The sequence below is a fragment of the Desulfobacterales bacterium genome, from assembly GCA_034520365.1.
Lineage (GTDB): Bacteria > Desulfobacterota > Desulfobacteria > Desulfobacterales > Desulfosalsimonadaceae > M55B175.
In genome coordinates this window covers 1,084,499-1,101,168 of record JAXHNP010000006.1, presented here as the reverse complement: position 1 = coordinate 1,101,168, position 16,670 = coordinate 1,084,499, and the positions used below count along the sequence as shown (strand labels likewise).

Below are 16,670 nucleotides of genomic sequence, written 5' to 3'. Positions count from 1 at the left end.
AATTTTACCGCATCTACTGCGTCAGATGCAGCCTCGCATAGTTCACTATAGCTCGCCTCCATCTTCCTTGTATCTGCGGCAAACTTGAAAATCGCTCAATTTAGGAATTACTTACCGGCATGCGGCAATTTTTCGTATCGGTGACGCAAACCGCCGCCGAGCGCCGCGCCCCCAAGCCCCAGAATCCCGAAACCTAAGAGCAAAACAACTGAGGGCCGGGTGTTAAAATAGCGGCCGTCCACACTGATCTGGACCAATACGGCCGCCAGTGCGGTCAACAGGCCGGCCATCAGGCAAAAAACTTTATTTATCGCGGGATTTTCCGATTTCCGCTTCTCCCGGAATTTATACCCGGCGCTGGCCCCACAGAAAAACACAATCCCAAGCATCCATTCCGCCAAGGCGGCCGGTGCGAAAAGGGTTACCATCAGGCCAATCGCCAATACCCCCAGAATGCCCGTAAAGGCGCCGGAGATAACGGCAAACCAGTCCGGGACCGCGGCATCGAGCCATTGAATCAGCATCTCGCCTGAAAACATACGCATATTACCTGAGATTACGCCTCACAGCCGGCCAGCGAATCCCGGCCTTTGCGGTCCGGCCGATACCTGCGATAAATCCGCCCGATGACAAAGAACGCGAGATAGGCGGCAAAAACACAGAAAACAAACCAAAACACCGCGCCGATGGAATATGTTTGCCCGTTTATCCAATACAGGCTGAACAGCTGGCTTTTACCGAAAAGGGCTTTCAGCGCCTCCGGCTGATAGGTGTAATTGACAAAGGCCAGCATGGAAAAAATCGGGATGTACATGGTCAGCAGGTTATTTAACAGCCCTTCGAAAAAGTAATTGTAATATACTTCATTAAGCTTGCCCTTATCGATATTAACGCCCAGCTGCTTGGCCTTCTCCGGCTCTTCTTCCCTTAGTTTCAAAGCCTCCTGCTTGATATCGAACCAGTATTTGAATTCCTGTTCAAGCTCCCGGTATCGTCTGGTTTTAAACCGTCTTGTAAAAAACCGGGCAATCAGAACCGTGACAACCGCCAGCACGGCAATGGTAAATGCCGGCCCTAAAACGTGTAAGGGGCTGATCAATTGATACAGCCCGGCCTGTAGTTGATTGATGCCGCTTACGATATATGCCCAGAGAGCATCCATTTTTGAAATTTCCTATCCTCCAATGAGTTGGCCGGGCCAGGGCCGAGTTCCCGGCCCGGCCGTTTCAGGGTAGGAGGGTTAAAGGTTAAATCCAGATTTCGATCTTGAAAAACCGGAAAAACAGGAAGAACAAGACCACGGCCAGTATAATTTTCAGCTGAACCTCGGTAAAGAGCTTCTGCATCCGGCTGCCGATGTAGCCGCCCACAAAACCGCCGATAATAATGGCCAGGGCGATCCAGAGATCGGGCAGATAGCCGTTTAACAGGTAACCGATAAATGATCCGATACTGGAGAAACAGGTGCCCACCAGTGAAACCGGAACGGCCACATACATGGGAAGCGCCCCGATCATGGTCATAAGCGGGGTCAAAAGAAAGCCGCCGCCAATGCCGAAGCACCGGGAGACGATCCCCACGCCAACTCCTATAACACCGAAAAGCAGCGGATTGATCCTAAACTCTTCGCCCCAGAACTTGAACCGGTAGTTGGTAAGCATGCTGGCGCCGCTGGATATGGGCTCGATCCGGCCCATTTTTGCCGCCCGGCCCTCTTCCTTGGCCCGCTGCACCTCTTCGTTAAATTTCTGGGTCATGGCCTTGATGTTTTTTCGTTTTTCCATTACCCGGGGCGTCAATTCATAAACAGTACGGGCCCCCATCAGCACCACCAGGACAGCCAGCCACTCCTTGTATGAGGCCAGCGGCAGAAACTGGGTCACGTATTTACCCAGCCAGATGGAGCCAATAAGAATGCCGACACCAAATGAGAGGCCAACCGGCCAGGCCACCCGGTGCTCCTTTATCGCGTAGCGATAAAAAGACCCCAGCGGTGAAAACAGCGTCAGGGCCACATTTGACGGCCTTAACACGTTAGCTGCATTCAACCCCACCGGCCCCATCGTATTGACCACAATCACCTGATAGGCAGCCATCAGCATGCCGCCGGCAGCGCCGATCAAAGAGAAAAAGGCGCCCACCAGAATCGCACCGATAATAATCCAGATGGGGTTCATGTAACGACCGCCCAGAGAGAGCCAGAAGCCATCACCCTCCAGTTGGTATGAGCCGATCGCGGCCCCGTTCACCGATACATTGAACTCCGTATCCGGCGGGGTATGGCGGAATGATTTGAAAGATGCGGTAAATTCGCCGGTTGTCTTGTCCAGATTGATGTTTGTGCCCTCATTCCAGTAGTTGCCGCTCTTTTCCTCATCCGCCAGCACGCTTCGGGCAAAAATGGTGACCTTGCCCACCTGGGTACGTTCCTTGGTAACGGTGTTTATTCCATAGTCAGTCTCGTGGTTATATTTGAAAAAGGCCCACTCTTCTTTACTGTCCAGGGGTCCCAAATAATTTTTGATTTGAGAATCCAGGGCCTCCCATTCCGCCAGTTTAAACATGGTGGTGCTGTAGATGCCTTTTATAAAGGAGGGACCGCCGAAACGTTTTTTCACAACGTCACCGAATTTACCGGGCTGGTTGGTGAGCATGTAATAAAAAACCGGAACCGACGTATCCATCTCAAAGCTGTTTTCCCGGACCGCGTCTTTGAATGTCTTCAGCTCATTGACCCCCCCGGCCTCCTCAGGGGCGAACTCACGTTCCGAGGCAATTGAAAGATAGAGGTCTTCACCGGCCGGAATTTTTCCGGTCACAACGATTTGATCCCCGGTTTTATAAGTCTGCTGACTGATTCTCGCATCCACACCCTGCGCTGCGAGCACCGGCACATGCCACAAGAACAAAAACAAAAAAACTGCCAGAAAAAGCTTTATCCGATTAATCCGTTTCATACTCCCTCCTCTAAAGAATTGATGATTCTCTGTGTCAAACATTGGATATAACAATTAACTTAATCGCATTTTCAAGTGGCGCAAAAAAAAGCTTGCGCATCCCACGCATTAGGCCCGCTGCATATTGCCTGGAAATCTAATGCAACAATTGTTCCAGAATCAGGGTGTACTGTTATAAAAATCAGGTGAAACGAAAAGCGATTGATATTTTGTTAAATATTTTTGGAGCTAAAAAAAAACACCCGCCCTGAAACCGGGAACCTGTAATTCTATTCCCAAAAATCGAAATAAAACTATTGCGCCGCCATAATTTTTATGCGATTTTTCAATTTATTAATTTAATTAAATTTTGGAAAAAAATTAATAAAGCGCATTATTTTTATAGCAGCTATTGTTGCCATAAAGGGGGATATAGGTTTCAGGTCTCAGGTTTCAGATTTCAGGAAAAATGCTATAAACCCGTGCTGACACCTGAACACTGAAACCTTAAGCTTTACGCTTAATACCTAATACCCAACACCTAAAACCGAACACCCAATAATACCTAAAACCCATGAGCCTGATTGCAAATGGCACGTCTATTGCAAATTAAAAAATTACTTTTTATCCCATACCGCCATAGTCCAATATATATGAAACTATATATGAAACAAACACGCAATGTTTTCTTTACAGCGACATCCCTCGGGCTGCTCTTCTGCCTGGCCCGCCCGGCCGCGGCCACACAGGCGCACGGCGCGCCAGAAGGGTTATTCGTCCACCAGCTCTCCCACCTGTTTTTTATTTTTGCCATGGCCATTCTGATCTATTGGCTGCGATCCCGGAAACTGGTGCGCGAAACCGGATGGCGCAATATCCAGTATGCCGCCCTGTTCTTTATTTTATGGTCCCTGGATGCATTTCTCGTGCATCTTCTTGACGAACAGTTTCTCCTGGTTCAGGTCACACGGATTGGGCCCTGGCAGATAAAGCTGGACACGCCGGCTGGCATGGGCTGGCTGGGCGGCCTCTACTATTTGCTGAAGCTGGATCATCTGCTGTGCGTGCCCGGATTAATCTTTCTTTATATGGGGCTTCGCCGGCTAAGCCCGCCGGAGACGGAAACAGAGGTTCCGGGGAAAAAGACGCCATGACTGTATTTGCTTCTCCCATCCGACTGGTGGATATGGCCGGCTCCCTGGTGATGATCGTTTTCTCCCTGCTCTGCATCAGACAGGCCCTTGGGTTGGGCAGGCGCCATCCGGACAACATCGTATGGACCTATCTTTTGTGGCTTAGCGTCTGCTTAGGGATTTTTGCCTTGTCCCGCTCCGGGGGACACATCCTCAAACAGTTTTTCCTTATGGCGGATCAAGGGCAGATGTGGCAGGCGCTCCAGCCCTACAGCGGAAGCCTCAACACCCTGCTTTTGACCGTAGCCGCCGCGGTTACCCTGTTTTTTAACCGCAGCTGGCAGATCTATCAGCAGATTATCACCGACAAACAGGCCCTGCAGACCGCACACGCCAAAGTCCTGGATCTTAATGAGACCCTGGAAAAACGGGTTCAGGAGCGCACCGATGCGCTGCTCCAGCATGAAAAACAAATGGCCCACGCGGACCGGCTGGCCTCCATCGGGCAGCTCTCGGCCGGCATTGCCCATGAAATTAATAATCCGCTGGGAATTATCCAGGGCTATACCCAGCTGCTGCTGCGCAGTGAGCCCGCTGATACCCAGCGCCACGAAGATTTGAGCACGATTCTAAAGCATGCAAAAAATTGCAAGTCCATTGTGGAGGACCTCCTGAATTTCGCCCGACGTTCCAAGCCAAGTGCTGCGGTGGTGGATATCCATGAGGTGATCGAGGATGCGCTGATTTTTCTGGAGCACCGCGCCAAAACCCCGGAAGTTGAAATTCATAAACAATTTCAGTCGGATATTCCCAGTCTGCAAATTGATGAGAAAAAAATCAAACAGGTGCTGATCAACCTGGTCATGAACGCCAAGCACGCGGTGGGAGAAAAGGGTCAAATCGCAATCCGTACCGAATACCACCCGGACGTTCATCAGGTATTAATCCGGGTCAAAGACTCCGGCTATGGGATTGAGCCCAAAGACCTGAAGCGGATTTTTGATCCCTTTTTCACCACCAAGGCCACCGGCGAAGGCACGGGCCTTGGCCTGGCAGTCAGTTACGGGATTATTAAAAGCCATGGCGGCGATATCGAGGTGGACTCCACCCCCGGCAGCGGCACGGAATTCCGGGTCATTCTGCCGGTAAACGGTTTTACCTAAATTGAGCGAGCCAGATGATGACAACCCCCCGAATTCTGATTGTGGATGATGAGCATGATATGCTGGAGCTTCTCAGGCGAAGCCTGGCACCGGACCTAAACTGCCGGCTGTCAACCGCGGCATCGGCCAAAGCCGCACTTCAGCTTCTCTCTGAGCAATCATTTGATCTGGCCCTGATTGATATCAAAATGCCGGAGATGGACGGGCTGGAGCTGCTTGAACTGATCAAGCGCAAATGGCCCGATTTAACCGTGGTCATGATGACCGCCTACGGCACCATTGAAACCGCCGTTTATGCCATGAAGCAGGGGGCCTATGACTTCATCACCAAGCCGTTTGACCATGAAACCCTGCTTGTCCGCCTGGAAAAAGCCCTTGAACGGAGCACGCTGCTTGCGGAAAACCGCCGCCTTAAACAAACACAGGATGAAAACGGCCCGCATATCTTTCACGGCATGGTAGGCAAAAGCACCGCCATGCAGCGGGTGTTTGAAACCATCCAGATGGTGGCGGCCACGGATTTAACCGTTTTAATAACAGGCGAATCCGGTACCGGCAAAGATCTGGCAGGCCGCGCGGTGCACGCCTTAAGCCATCGGGGCCAGAGTGAATTTCTGGCGGTCAACTGCCCCACCGTGCCGGAGCAGATTCTGGAAAGCGAGCTCTTCGGTTATAAAAAGGGCGCTTTCACCCATGCCACCCAGAATAAAATCGGGCTGTTCCAGCAGGCCAACGGCGGTTCGATCTTTCTGGATGAAATCGGCGATATCAGCCCGTCCATTCAGACCAAACTGCTGCGGGTGCTGCAGGAAAAGGAGATAAAACCCCTGGGCGATACGCGGACGGTAACGGTGGATGTCCGGATTATTGCCTCCACCAACCAGGATCTTAAGGGAAAAATCCGGGCGGGCCAGTTCCGGGAAGATTTTTATTATCGGTTAAATGTGCTTCCCATTGAACTGCCGCCGCTGCGCAAACGGCCCGAAGATATCCCGCTGATTGCCGATCACCTGTTTAATAAGCACTGCCACCGGCTGAATAAACCGGATAAAGCCATGTCTCCTGAACTGATCAGCTTTTTTCAGGCGTGCTACTGGGAGGGAAATGTTCGGCAATTGGAAAACCTGATTATCCAAAGCATCCTGTTTTCAACATCAGATATAGTAAAACCTGATGATCTGGCCGGAAACAACCCGGCCGGCGCCGGAGCTGCCGGGGCTGCCGAACTCCCGGATATCCGCTCCCTCCCATATAAAACTGCGAAAGAAAATGTTCTGCAAACATTTAATACCGATTATATCGGGGCGCTTTTAACAGAGACGGCCGGAAACGTCACCCAGGCGGCTAAAATCTGCGGGATGGAGCGGCAGGCCCTTCAGCAGATTATGCGGCGCTATAATATCTCTGCCGAAGATTACCGACAGTAAACGAGTCGGGCAGGGCTAATTTGTTCTGTATCCAAATCGAAATCGCTATCGGGATCGGGATCGAAAAAAATATGACCCTTGGACGTGAAAAACTGGACGTCTATCGCCTTTCAATAGGCTACGTTGCATGGGTTTACGAGAAGGCCGACAGCCTGAACGGAGTCCATCGGCCCGCCCGGAATCAATGGCTTCGGGCCAGCCAGTCGATACCGCTCAATATCGCCGAAGGTAATGGCAAGACCGCGGAAGCCGACCGAAGGCGTTATTTCGAAATCGCTCGTGGCTCCGCGCTTGAGTGCGCGGCGATTCAAGATGTGCTGGTTGTCGGCAAGGCGCTGGACAAGATGGAAAGCCGGAACCGCAAGGATGAACTCGACCGTATGGCCGCGATGCTCAGCCGTCTCGGCGGAAGAGGATACCAAGTTCGAGAGGATCAGGAAGTCTACAGCATCGATTTCGATCCCGATAGCGATTTCGATCCCGATTTCGATCCCGATAGCGAAAAAAACGAATCCCAACCTTAGCGTTAACAGGACCGGGGGTATGGATTTTGCGGTTAGAACAAATTAGCCGTGACGAGTCGGGCCATTCGCTTGACTTTAACCCGGCAGGTTGATACCCATTAAAAATGAAAGCCTTCTTTTTATTCCGCATTAAAATATTATTCTGCATCTTTCTGGCTGCCGCCTGCCTGCTTGCCGCCTGCAACCAGGACGAACCCACCCGCAGAGTCGATCTCAGCGAACGAAAACAGATCCGAACTCAGCGGGAGCTTGACTCCCTGACCTATGCCTGTCTGCCCCAATACTCCCACCGGGTTTCTTTTTCCAGGCACCATCAGCTGGTGGAATACCTCGCTGAAAAGACCGGACTGCCCATCCGCCAGGTATTTCCGGATAGTTTTGAAGCGCATGCCAAAATGGTGGGGGAAGGCAAAATCGATATCTCCTTCTCTAACCCTTTGGTCTATACCCGGATTGCCGACACCTATCAGGCCCGGGCATTTGCCCGGATCGTGGAAAAAAACGGCAGCCCCACCTTTCGGGGGCAGATCATCTGCCGGGCCGACAATAAGGCAATCCAAAACCTCCGGGACTGCCGGAACAAACGCTGGATGGCTGTGGCCCCGACATCGGCGGCCGGCTACCTCTTTGCCCTGGACCACTTTTTAGCGCACGGAATTACCAAAAATGACTTCCGGGGCATCACCTTTGCGCCCGGCCCGGGGGGCAAACAGGAAAAGGTGGTCCAGGCCGTTTATCTGGGGGAAGCAGACATCGGCTCGATCCGGGAGGGAACGCTTGATCTGGTCCGGGACCAGGTGGAACTGGATGCGATTCGTGTTCTGGCCAATACCCGGCAATATCCGAGCTGGGTGTACGCCGCCAGAAAAGAACTGGATCCGGATGTGGTGGAAAGGATCAAACAAGCCCTTCTGGAGCTGGACCCGAACCAGCCGGCCCACCGCAGGATATTAGAGTTGGCCCATTTTCAAAGCATTATTCCGGCAGAGGACGCGGATTTTGATCCCATCCGCCGGCTCACCGACGAGGTAGAGGTAAAATCGGTTGAATAAGCGGATCTTCTCCATACAGCGGCTTAAAATCAAGACCAAGTTCCATCTGGCGCTGTCCGCTGTGATCCTCTGCCTTGGCCTGGTCTTAGGCATCATCGGTACCCACATCGCCGCCACAGAGCTTATCCGGGAAAACAAGGAACGGGGCAAGGTCCTGGCGTCCAACCTGGCCTACCGCTCGGAGGAGCCGCTGCTGGCCATGGATTTCCTGCGCCTCAAAAATCTGGTGGACGAGGTTCAAAAGGCCAACCCGGATCTCAGGTATGCCTTTATTCTCGATCCGGCCGGCCGGGTGCTGGTGCACACTTTTGAACAGGGCTTTCCGGTGCAGCTTCTGGACGTTTATACAGGGCAAACCTCCGTCAACCAGTTTTCCAGCATGCTCCTTTTGACCGACCAGGGCAAGATCTATGACTTTGCCGCGCCCGTTCAGATAAAAGCCGACCAGCTGGGCACAGTGCGTATCGGCATGCACCGAAAACGCCTTGAGGAGATGATCAAATGGCTCTCCCTCTGGATTTTCGGGCTTACGGCCGGCACAACCATTCTGGCGCTGGCCGTGGCTTCCTGGTTTTCCTCGCGTTTTACCAACCGCATCAAAGCCCTGACAGACTCGGCCAATGAAATGGTCAAGGGCAACCTCAGCGTCTACTCGGCGCCCGAGCCAAAGCGCCACTGCTGGGAAATCAACAACTGTCAGGCCGTTTCCTGTCCGGCCTACGGGGATACCCGGCGCAGATGCTGGTATATCACCGGCACGCTCTGCCCGTTCTACCATCTGAATCAGGATGAGGAGGGTGATTTCAACTGCCTGAACTGTAAAGTCTATCAGGAAAATGCCGGCGACGAGATCCAGGAGCTGGCCGAAGCCTTTGACTATATGGCCATGACCCTGGACCAACGGATTAAGCAGACGCAGCAGGCGGAAAAAGAACTTTCCCGGCAGAAGGAGGTGCTGCGCACCACCCTTGACGTGACTCCGGACATGGTGGCCCTTCAGGATGAAAGTCTGGTCTATCAGGCCGCTAACAAGGCGTTTTGCTCCTACTTTCAACTCACCGAGGCGGACATTCTCGGCAAAACCGATTTCGATATTTTCAGTGAATACCAGGCGGATCAGAATTATCATGAGGACATGCAGATTTTAATGACCGGCAAGCCCCTGTCCAAGGAAATCAGCGTCTCCCAGGGCGATACCGAGATCTGGTTTCATATCCTGAAGGTGCCGGTTTATACTGAGGGCCGGATTTCCGGTCTGCTCTTGACCGCCCGGGACATCTCGGTGATCAAGCAATACCAGGAACGGCTGGTGCAGTCCCAGAAAATGGAGGATCTGGGCCGTCTGGCCGGGGGCGTGGCCCATGAGATCAATACGCCCTTAGGTATTATTTTAGGGTATGCGCAAATGCTCTTAGAAGATGTGGAACCCGACAGCCAGATGGCGGCTGATATTCAGGTTATCGAAAAACAGACCAAAATCTGCAGCAATATCGTCTCGGATCTTTTGGGCTTTTCCCGGCAGAATCAGACCACCAAAACGGAGGTGAACATTAACGAGTCAATAGAGGAGGTCATCTCACTTGTCGAGCACACCTTCGGATTGAGCCGGGTGCAGATCCTCACCGATTTTGATCCCAACATCCCGGACATTGACGGGGATAAGGACAAACTCAAACAGGTCTGGATGAACCTCTTAAACAACGCATTCGACGCCATCCAGCAGGACGGCTATATCCGGATCACAACCAAACTTTGCGCCCATCGCCGGCGGGTGGCCATTACCGTGACCGATACCGGCGCCGGCATCAAACAGGAAATTCTGAACAAAATCTTTGATCCGTTTTTTTCCACCAAGCCGGTGGGAAAGGGCACCGGCCTGGGGCTTTCTGTTACATTCGGAATCATAAAAGATCACGGCGGCCGGATCAATGTGCTAAGCCCGGCACCCAAAGAATACATCAAAGAGATCCCGAATGAGGGCCGCCCGGCTGGCCCGGGCACCGTGTTTCTGGTGGAGCTTCCCCTATGGTACATGGAACTGCCGGAGGAGGAATGCGAAGAGTTGGGTCTGGGGGGAGCGCAAAGTTAAGGTTAAGATTAAGATTAAGACGATTTAGGATAAAAACAGCCTTTATGGAGGTTAATTATGAGTCATATACTGGTTCTTGACGATGTGGAAGATGCGGGCATCATGATCAAACGGATTCTGGAGCGAAAAGGGCATACAGTGGTTGTGTTCACCGAAGAGCAGGACGCCCTGGACTTTGTGAACAAACAAAATCCGGACATCGCCATTTTAGACATCAAACTCAAGAAAATCAGCGGCGTGGAAGTGCTAAAAAAAATCAAAGAGCTGCGCCCGGAGGTGGATGTGCTCATGCTCACCGGCTATCCCACCCTTGAGACCGCCCGGGAAGCCATGGATCACGGGGCCAAGGAATATCTGGTCAAGCCGATTGATAAAAACGAACTTGAGGAAAAAATCCAGAACATTCTGCAGCGCCGGGATTCCGCCTGATGCGGAAACCGGCCAGAGAATCGGCGGCCGGGCAGCTGCCGCTTTCCCGGGGGCAGCGGATTTGCTCCCAAATCAGACATACCTTTGAAAACTGGTTTTTCAAGGTTTTTTTTCCGGGCCAATTAATCCGCAAAAAATATGCCTTTTTTCAGCGCCTGCGCCAGGGCGACCGGTCTGCGCTTGAAATCATTTCCCGGCTGGAGGAAATCAAACAAAAAAACCTGGTCTGTGACCTGGAATACATCAAACACACCTGTCAAACGCTGGATCATGAGGTGCAGGGCTTAATCAATGCCATCACCGCTTTTAATCCCATTAAATATTCCCTGCTGCAAAACTATCACCGCAAGTATGCGTTCTACGTTAACCTGGCCCTGATGGAGGATCGGCCGGAGCCCGGGCCGCCCTATATACTGCCCCTCGCCGCGGAGCTTTCAGAGGACCTGGCCGGCGGCAAAGCAAGCACTTTGGCCGCCCTGATCACCGCACACAATCTGCCGGTGCCGCCGGGACTGGTAATTACCACCCGGGCCTTCTATCAGGTGCTTTCCTCCAATGATCTTCTGCCCTTTATTCAAAAACAGTTAAGCCGGCTCAGCCCGGAAAACATAGATAATCTGCCGGCAGTCAGCCAGGCCATCCGGAAAGCGATTTTAGAGGCCGACCCGCCCCAAGACCTGGAAACAGAATTTAAAAACAGCCTGCATCGGCTGGGCATTGAAGCCGCCCCCCTGGCGCTTCGCAGCAGCGCCGTGGGCGAGGACATCCAGGCCTCGTTTGCCGGCCAGTTTGAAAGCCGGTTAAATGTCTCCCCGGATCACTGGTTTTCCGCCTATAAAGAGGTGCTGGCCGGCAAATACAGCGCGCATGCCATTTACTACCGCATGAGCCAGGGGTTTACCGACAGGATGACCCCCATGGCCGTACTTGTGATGCCCACCATCCAGGCCCGGGTGAGCGGCATCCTCTATACCCGGGATCAAAACGCACGGGATCAGGCGGTCCTTTATATGGTTTCCGGCAGCGGCGAAAGACTGGCTGCCGGGGCCGCCTACCAGGAGCAGGCCCGATTTGACATTAAGCGGCAGCGGCTGCATCCGGAGGATGAGGGCAGCCTTCTGGCTTCGGAAACGCTAAGGAACCTGTTTTTAATCGGGCAAAACCTGGCAGAAATTTTCGGTACCCCTCAGGATGTGGAATGGCTGGTCGATCACACGGACCGCATTTTTATCGTGCAGTCCCGGCCTTTAAGAATGTCTGCCGCGGAACCGGCGCCCCGATCCGACTATCCCGAAGATTCAATTTTGGCCCGGGGCCAGTGGGTGAGCTCCGGACAGGCATCCGGCCGGATTTATCATTTAAAAGAATCCGGGACGCTTTCCGAAATACCTGAAAAAGCCATTCTGGTGACCCGGGAGCTGCCGCCGGAACTAACCCTTGTTTTGAGCAAAGTCCATGGCATTATTGCCGAACACGGCAGCCCGGCGTGTCATTTTGCATCTGTCGCCAGAGAAGCCGGAATTCCGGTGCTCTGCAATGTTTCCAAGACATCTGAGTTTGAAAACGGGCAAATCGTCAGCCTGGACACCGATCAGGGGTTAATTTTAGGCGGCCGGTTTTTCGGTGCCCCTCACGTCAAGCCGGAAACGGCTGTCCTTGAAACCCCGCTGCGCAAAAAATTAAGCGACGCGCTTGCCTATATCTCCCCTTTGAGCCTTCATAACCCGGACGCCAGGGAATTTTCCGCAGAGGCCTGCAAAAGTCTGCATGATATCGTCCGCTATGTGCATGAGGCCGGCGTGCGGGAGATGTTCTCCCTGGTGGGCCGGCGCGGCATAGACAGTTACGGAGCCAAACGCCTGATCTCCGGCCTGCCGCTGGTGATGCACGTGCTTGACGTGGCCCGCGGACTAAAGCCGGACGCAAAATCCGGCAAGGCGGTTCATTTAAGAGACATAAACAGCCGGCCCATGCAGCAGCTTTTTGAAGGCCTCGCATCGCCTGGGGTCAAATGGGACAGCGCTGTTTTACACTACGACTGGATGGCCTATGCCAAAAGTACGGCTGATTTTATAAACGTTGAAAAGTCTACCCAGTTCAGCAGTTATGCCATTTTGGACAGGGAATACCTGCACGCCCTGCTCCGGTTCGGATACCATTTTGCGGTCCTGGATGCCATTCAAAGCCCGGATGCCGAACAGAACTATATCCACTTCAGCTTTAAGGGCGGCGGCGGCAATGATGAGCAGCGCCTCTTCAGAGTTCAGCTGATTCAGACCATACTTGCGCATTTTCGATTCTCCGTGCATACCGCGGCCGATCTCCTGGAAGCGGCCTTTGACCGCCGCTCAGCCGAGGAGACCGGCGCCAATTTGGGCCGGCTGGGCATTGTGCTCGGAAAAACCGTACTGCTTGACATGCGGCTTAAAAACGAGGAACATGTCAGGTCAATGTCAGAAAGCATAATACAGGAAGTCTATGATTTTTTCCCTGTTCAAGAAAACCCATGATCCGGTCTACCCGCTCACCTGGGTCACGCCCCAGCTGGCTGTGGGCCATGCGCCCATGTCCTATGAGGAACTCGACAGCATCAAAAGACAGGGGATCAAGGCCATTATGAACCTTTGCCTGGAAATCGAAGAGCTGGCAAAATTTGAACAGGAGCAGGGGTTTGATGTCTATTATCTGCCGATAATGGATGCGGGCCTGCCGGAGGTAAAGGAGCTGGAAAAAGCCCTGGATTGGCTGGATGAAGCCATTTACCTGGGCAAAAAAGTGCTCATCCACTGCCGCCACGGAATCGGCCGCACCGGCACAGTGGTTTACGCCTACCTGCTGCGCAAAGGACTGGACAGTAAAAAAGCAAAGAAAAAAATGCGCGGCATCCGCTCCCAGCCCACCGAACATCCGCAGAAGCGCTTTCTCTATAAATACGGAAAAAAGGAGGCCCCGCTAAACCTCGCGGAACCCTCCCTGATTCCGCAGTTTAAAGTCGAACTATCCCCCTATTTTGATCAGGTCAGCGATATCTTTGAAAAACTTGAGGCGGACATTTCCGAAGAGGCCCCCCGCTGCGGCAGGGACCACAGCCGCTGCTGCTATCAATCGGTGCGCCTGTCCCTGGCAGAAGCCGTGTATCTGCAGTTTTCCTTAAACACCGAACTGACCCGGGAACTCAGGCAGGAATGTATTCAGTGTGCCATTCAAACCGGGGACGAAGCGATTCCGGCGGCTATCGAGGCAGCCCCCGGTGAAGCGGATCTGCCCTGCCCGCTTTTAAAAGACGGGCGCTGTATTTTATTTGATTTCCGGCCGGCCCAATGCCGCGTATTTGACCGCTCCCCCGCACAGCTCCCGGATGAGCTGTCAGAAAGGCTTAAAGCCCTGTCCCGTGAGATCCTGGAAATTTTCATCGGCCCGAACAATACCGGCGAAGTCCCGGAGTTCCATCTGCCGGAGGTGGTATGCGGAAAATTTGTGCAGCGCTTTTTTTATCTTCTGGCAAATCCCGAATAATCCGGGGCTATTAAACACCCTGCCAAATCACCTATTCCCCGCCTGCCCGGGCCAGGGTGATGGCATATATCTCCCGCACGTCTTTGGCAAACTGCTCCAAGGAGTAATTCCCGGCAAATTGACTGGCATTTTCAGCCATTTCCTTTCTCAGGTCCGGGTCTTCAAGTAACTGCCGGACGCAGTTGCACCAGTTCTCCTGCTTTTCCGGTGTTTTAAAGCCGTTGTGGCCGTGCCGGATCACATCGTCGATACCGCTGGAACGAACAGCCACCACCGGCAGGCCCGCCGCCATGGCTTCCAGTATGACCATCCCCTGGGTTTCAGACTTGGAGGCAAACAGGAAGGCATCGCCCAAATGATAATGAACGGCCATCTCCTCGGGCGGCACAGCCCCGACCAGGATGAAATGTTTTTCCAGCCCCAGATCTTCAATGCGCTGCTGCAGGCGTTCGCGCTGGTGGCCATCCCCGATCAACAGCAGCCGGAACGACTGATCCGTCCGGCTGCGCAGGGTGTCTATGGCATCAATCATGAAATCAATGTTTTTCTCGTTGGACAGGCGCGAAACACTGATAAAGATCTTTTCTTCGCCAATATCCAGCGATTTTTTGAGCCGGGAAACCGCCTCATCGCTTACCTCCTGCATACGCTGATAATCAATGCCTGTCGGCTGAACAAAGATCGGCCTTTTCACGCCGATAATCCTCAGATATTCCTCGGTGGAGTAGGTCGGCACGATAATGCTGTCGCACTTATTGGCAAAGCGCTTGACCAGCGCATGCGAGATAAGGTTGCGAAACAGCACACCCGGCAGGGGCACAAAATGCGCATATTCTTCCAGTCGCGTGTGATAGGTATATACAGCAGGAACCTTTAAGCGGCGGGCGATAAACAGGCCCAGCGAACCCACCCAGAAGGGATGATGCAGGTGAATGATGTCCGGCCCGAAGTCCTTGACCTGCTTAAAGATTCGGGGAACAAAAATATTGGCAATACGGAATTCCGCTTTTTTGCCCATGCCAAGGACAGAGGGCAGTCTGAAGACATGTTCTTCGTCTTCGGCCTGATCCCGGTAGCTCGGCGCAACCACCCGTACCTGGTCGCCGCTTTCTAATAACCCCTTGCGCAGGCGCTCAATGGAAATCGGCACCCCGCCGATAAACGGCAGGTAGTTGTTGGTAAACATGGCGATCCGAAGCGGTTTCTCAAGCCAGGATGTGGGGTCGATGTTATAATCCGGATAGTAATCCTCGCCCACAAACACCGCGTTATAGAGTTTGATGGTCAGCAGCAGAAAAAGGCAGACCAGCAGGATAAAATTGATATAGCCCACATAGAAGAGGGAGTGGATAAACATCCACAGACTTTCCAGTTTTTTTACAACCGGATGCTGGCCCAATTCAAGCCGGTGCATGGAGTGGCTGATTTCGCCGTTTTCGCCCACATCAACGCGGACATAATGATAGAAGCTGGTCTCATCATTGAGCACCAGGCCGCCGGCCCCGCCGGTGGTGATAAAGCGCGTCCCCTGGCGCATCTGCTCTGCGTACAGGGAAAGATTGGCGGAAAAAACCATATCGATCCCGTGTTTTTCCGCTGCATCAAGCAGGGCCTCCCGAAATTCGGGGGGATGAAGGTAGTCTTCCGGCTCGGCAAACGCCGGTTCCGTATCCGGATGAAGCGGCGGGTGGGCCACAAACACGAAAGTGCGGGTGGTGTTGTCCCGGGCAAGCAGATCGTTCAGCCAGCGCATCTGCCACTGCCAGGCGGTTTTGCCGGTGCCGTCGAGAAATATCAGCCGGCTCCCGCCGGCCCTGAAACTAAAGAAAAAGGGGCCGAAATGATCATAGAAGCGCAGGCTGCCAAAACCCTCCCGTTCATTGTCCCCAAAGGTGAGCAGATACGGGATTTCGAGTTTGCTGAGGGTGCCGCGGAGCGCCCGGTACTTGTCTTCCCCGCCGCCGCTTACGGCATTTCCGGCTGAGACCACAAAATCGAGGCCCGCCTGATTGAGCACCGGTACAATCCGGTCCTCGAAGATGCCGATGGAATTGTATATATTGCCGACCACCGCAAAGCTGTAGCTTTCTTTTTCGGCGAGCGATTTTTTGATCCGCTCCAGCTGCCGGCTGTGTATTGCATTGAAATCCGTGTCAAACAAGTTTAAATACACCTTGTAACCGACAAGCAGGCAAAGAATGAGGAGATTGACGTAGAACAACAGTTTCAGCAGTTTTCGGCGATTCATTCAGGTCCCTCTTCGTCCGTGTGTTTCAGCGCATCAAAGCATATCTCACGTATAGGTAAATTCACGGGTTCACGGTTTAAAGTTTAAAGTTTAAGGTTCAAGGTTCACAGTTCACGGTTCACAGTTCACGGTTTAAGGTTTTGGGTTTTGGGT

At 53.0% G+C, this 16,670-nt stretch carries 13 protein-coding genes; 9 read left to right on the top strand and 4 right to left on the bottom strand.

Translation table 11 applies throughout. The features are described from left to right. Positions 1-107: 107 nt before the first annotated feature. The 3 genes from U5L07_12890 to U5L07_12880 all read right to left on the bottom strand — a co-directional run bounded on the left by U5L07_12890 (position 108) and on the right by U5L07_12880 (position 2,957). The gene (locus U5L07_12890) at positions 108-545 is read right to left on the bottom strand and encodes a hypothetical protein (protein MDZ7832643.1); all 438 of its coding nucleotides are present in this window, start codon (positions 543-545) and stop codon (positions 108-110) included. A gap of 11 nt (positions 546-556) precedes the next feature. After that, positions 557-1,162, bottom strand: coding sequence for a hypothetical protein (locus U5L07_12885; GenBank protein MDZ7832642.1), 606 nt, complete (start codon positions 1,160-1,162; stop codon positions 557-559). Positions 1,163-1,247: 85 nt separating this feature from the next. Then, positions 1,248-2,957, bottom strand: a complete 1,710-nt coding sequence (locus U5L07_12880) for a sulfite exporter TauE/SafE family protein (GenBank protein ID MDZ7832641.1) — start codon at positions 2,955-2,957, stop codon at positions 1,248-1,250. Positions 2,958-3,601: 644 nt separating this feature from the next. On the opposite strand from U5L07_12880, the gene U5L07_12875 reads away from it, so the two are divergent. The 9 genes from U5L07_12875 (at position 3,602) to U5L07_12835 (ending at position 14,269) form a co-directional block, all read left to right on the top strand. After that, positions 3,602-4,090, top strand: coding sequence for a hypothetical protein (locus tag U5L07_12875; GenBank protein ID MDZ7832640.1), 489 nt, complete (start codon positions 3,602-3,604; stop codon positions 4,088-4,090). Continuing rightward, positions 4,087-5,232 (top strand): ATP-binding protein, encoded by a 1,146-nt coding sequence (locus U5L07_12870; protein ID MDZ7832639.1) that lies wholly within the window; start codon positions 4,087-4,089, stop codon positions 5,230-5,232. Before U5L07_12875 ends, U5L07_12870 begins: the two co-directional genes overlap by 4 nt. Positions 5,233-5,249: 17 nt before the next feature. Beyond that, a complete protein-coding gene (locus U5L07_12865) occupies positions 5,250-6,659 on the top strand; it encodes a sigma-54 dependent transcriptional regulator (protein ID MDZ7832638.1) in 1,410 nt (469 codons plus the stop codon). Positions 6,660-6,679: 20 nt separating this feature from the next. Next, positions 6,680-7,183, top strand: a complete 504-nt coding sequence (locus tag U5L07_12860) for a four helix bundle protein (GenBank protein MDZ7832637.1) — start codon at positions 6,680-6,682, stop codon at positions 7,181-7,183. A 104-nt stretch (positions 7,184-7,287) separates the two neighbouring features. After that, on the top strand, positions 7,288-8,235 hold the full coding sequence (locus U5L07_12855; protein ID MDZ7832636.1) for a phosphate/phosphite/phosphonate ABC transporter substrate-binding protein: 948 nt from the start codon (positions 7,288-7,290) through the stop codon (positions 8,233-8,235). Then, a complete protein-coding gene (locus U5L07_12850) occupies positions 8,228-10,324 on the top strand; it encodes an ATP-binding protein (GenBank protein ID MDZ7832635.1) in 2,097 nt (698 codons plus the stop codon). Before U5L07_12855 ends, U5L07_12850 begins: the two co-directional genes overlap by 8 nt. A 57-nt stretch (positions 10,325-10,381) precedes the next feature. Continuing rightward, positions 10,382-10,753, top strand: coding sequence for a response regulator (locus U5L07_12845; protein ID MDZ7832634.1), 372 nt, complete (start codon positions 10,382-10,384; stop codon positions 10,751-10,753). Beyond that, positions 10,753-13,263, top strand: a complete 2,511-nt coding sequence (locus tag U5L07_12840) for a PEP/pyruvate-binding domain-containing protein (protein ID MDZ7832633.1) — start codon at positions 10,753-10,755, stop codon at positions 13,261-13,263. The genes U5L07_12845 and U5L07_12840 overlap by 1 nt, the downstream gene beginning before the upstream one ends. Then, the gene (locus U5L07_12835) at positions 13,232-14,269 is read left to right on the top strand and encodes a dual specificity protein phosphatase family protein (protein MDZ7832632.1); all 1,038 of its coding nucleotides are present in this window, start codon (positions 13,232-13,234) and stop codon (positions 14,267-14,269) included. Before U5L07_12840 ends, U5L07_12835 begins: the two co-directional genes overlap by 32 nt. A gap of 31 nt (positions 14,270-14,300) precedes the next feature. Here the strand turns inward: U5L07_12835 and U5L07_12830 are convergent, their stop codons facing one another. Beyond that, positions 14,301-16,517: a glycosyltransferase gene (locus U5L07_12830; GenBank protein ID MDZ7832631.1), complete on the bottom strand. Its 2,217-nt coding sequence runs from the start codon at positions 16,515-16,517 to the stop codon at positions 14,301-14,303. Positions 16,518-16,670: the final 153 nt, after the last annotated feature.

Bases quoted from the DNA above. Each gene is read 5' to 3' on its own strand.
- U5L07_12890 (MDZ7832643.1), bottom strand. From the start codon at position 545: ATGCGTATGTTTTCAGGCGAGATGCTGATTCAATGGCTCGATGCCGCG.
- U5L07_12885 (MDZ7832642.1), bottom strand. From the start codon at position 1,162: ATGGATGCTCTCTGGGCATATATCGTAAGCGGCATCAATCAACTACAG.
- U5L07_12880 (MDZ7832641.1), bottom strand. From the start codon at position 2,957: ATGAAACGGATTAATCGGATAAAGCTTTTTCTGGCAGTTTTTTTGTTT.
- U5L07_12875 (MDZ7832640.1), top strand. From the start codon at position 3,602: ATGAAACAAACACGCAATGTTTTCTTTACAGCGACATCCCTCGGGCTG.
- U5L07_12870 (MDZ7832639.1), top strand. From the start codon at position 4,087: ATGACTGTATTTGCTTCTCCCATCCGACTGGTGGATATGGCCGGCTCC.
- U5L07_12865 (MDZ7832638.1), top strand. From the start codon at position 5,250: ATGACAACCCCCCGAATTCTGATTGTGGATGATGAGCATGATATGCTG.
- U5L07_12855 (MDZ7832636.1), top strand. From the start codon at position 7,288: ATGAAAGCCTTCTTTTTATTCCGCATTAAAATATTATTCTGCATCTTT.
- U5L07_12845 (MDZ7832634.1), top strand. From the start codon at position 10,382: ATGAGTCATATACTGGTTCTTGACGATGTGGAAGATGCGGGCATCATG.
- U5L07_12840 (MDZ7832633.1), top strand. From the start codon at position 10,753: ATGCGGAAACCGGCCAGAGAATCGGCGGCCGGGCAGCTGCCGCTTTCC.
- U5L07_12835 (MDZ7832632.1), top strand. From the start codon at position 13,232: ATGATTTTTTCCCTGTTCAAGAAAACCCATGATCCGGTCTACCCGCTC.
- U5L07_12830 (MDZ7832631.1), bottom strand. From the start codon at position 16,517: ATGAATCGCCGAAAACTGCTGAAACTGTTGTTCTACGTCAATCTCCTC.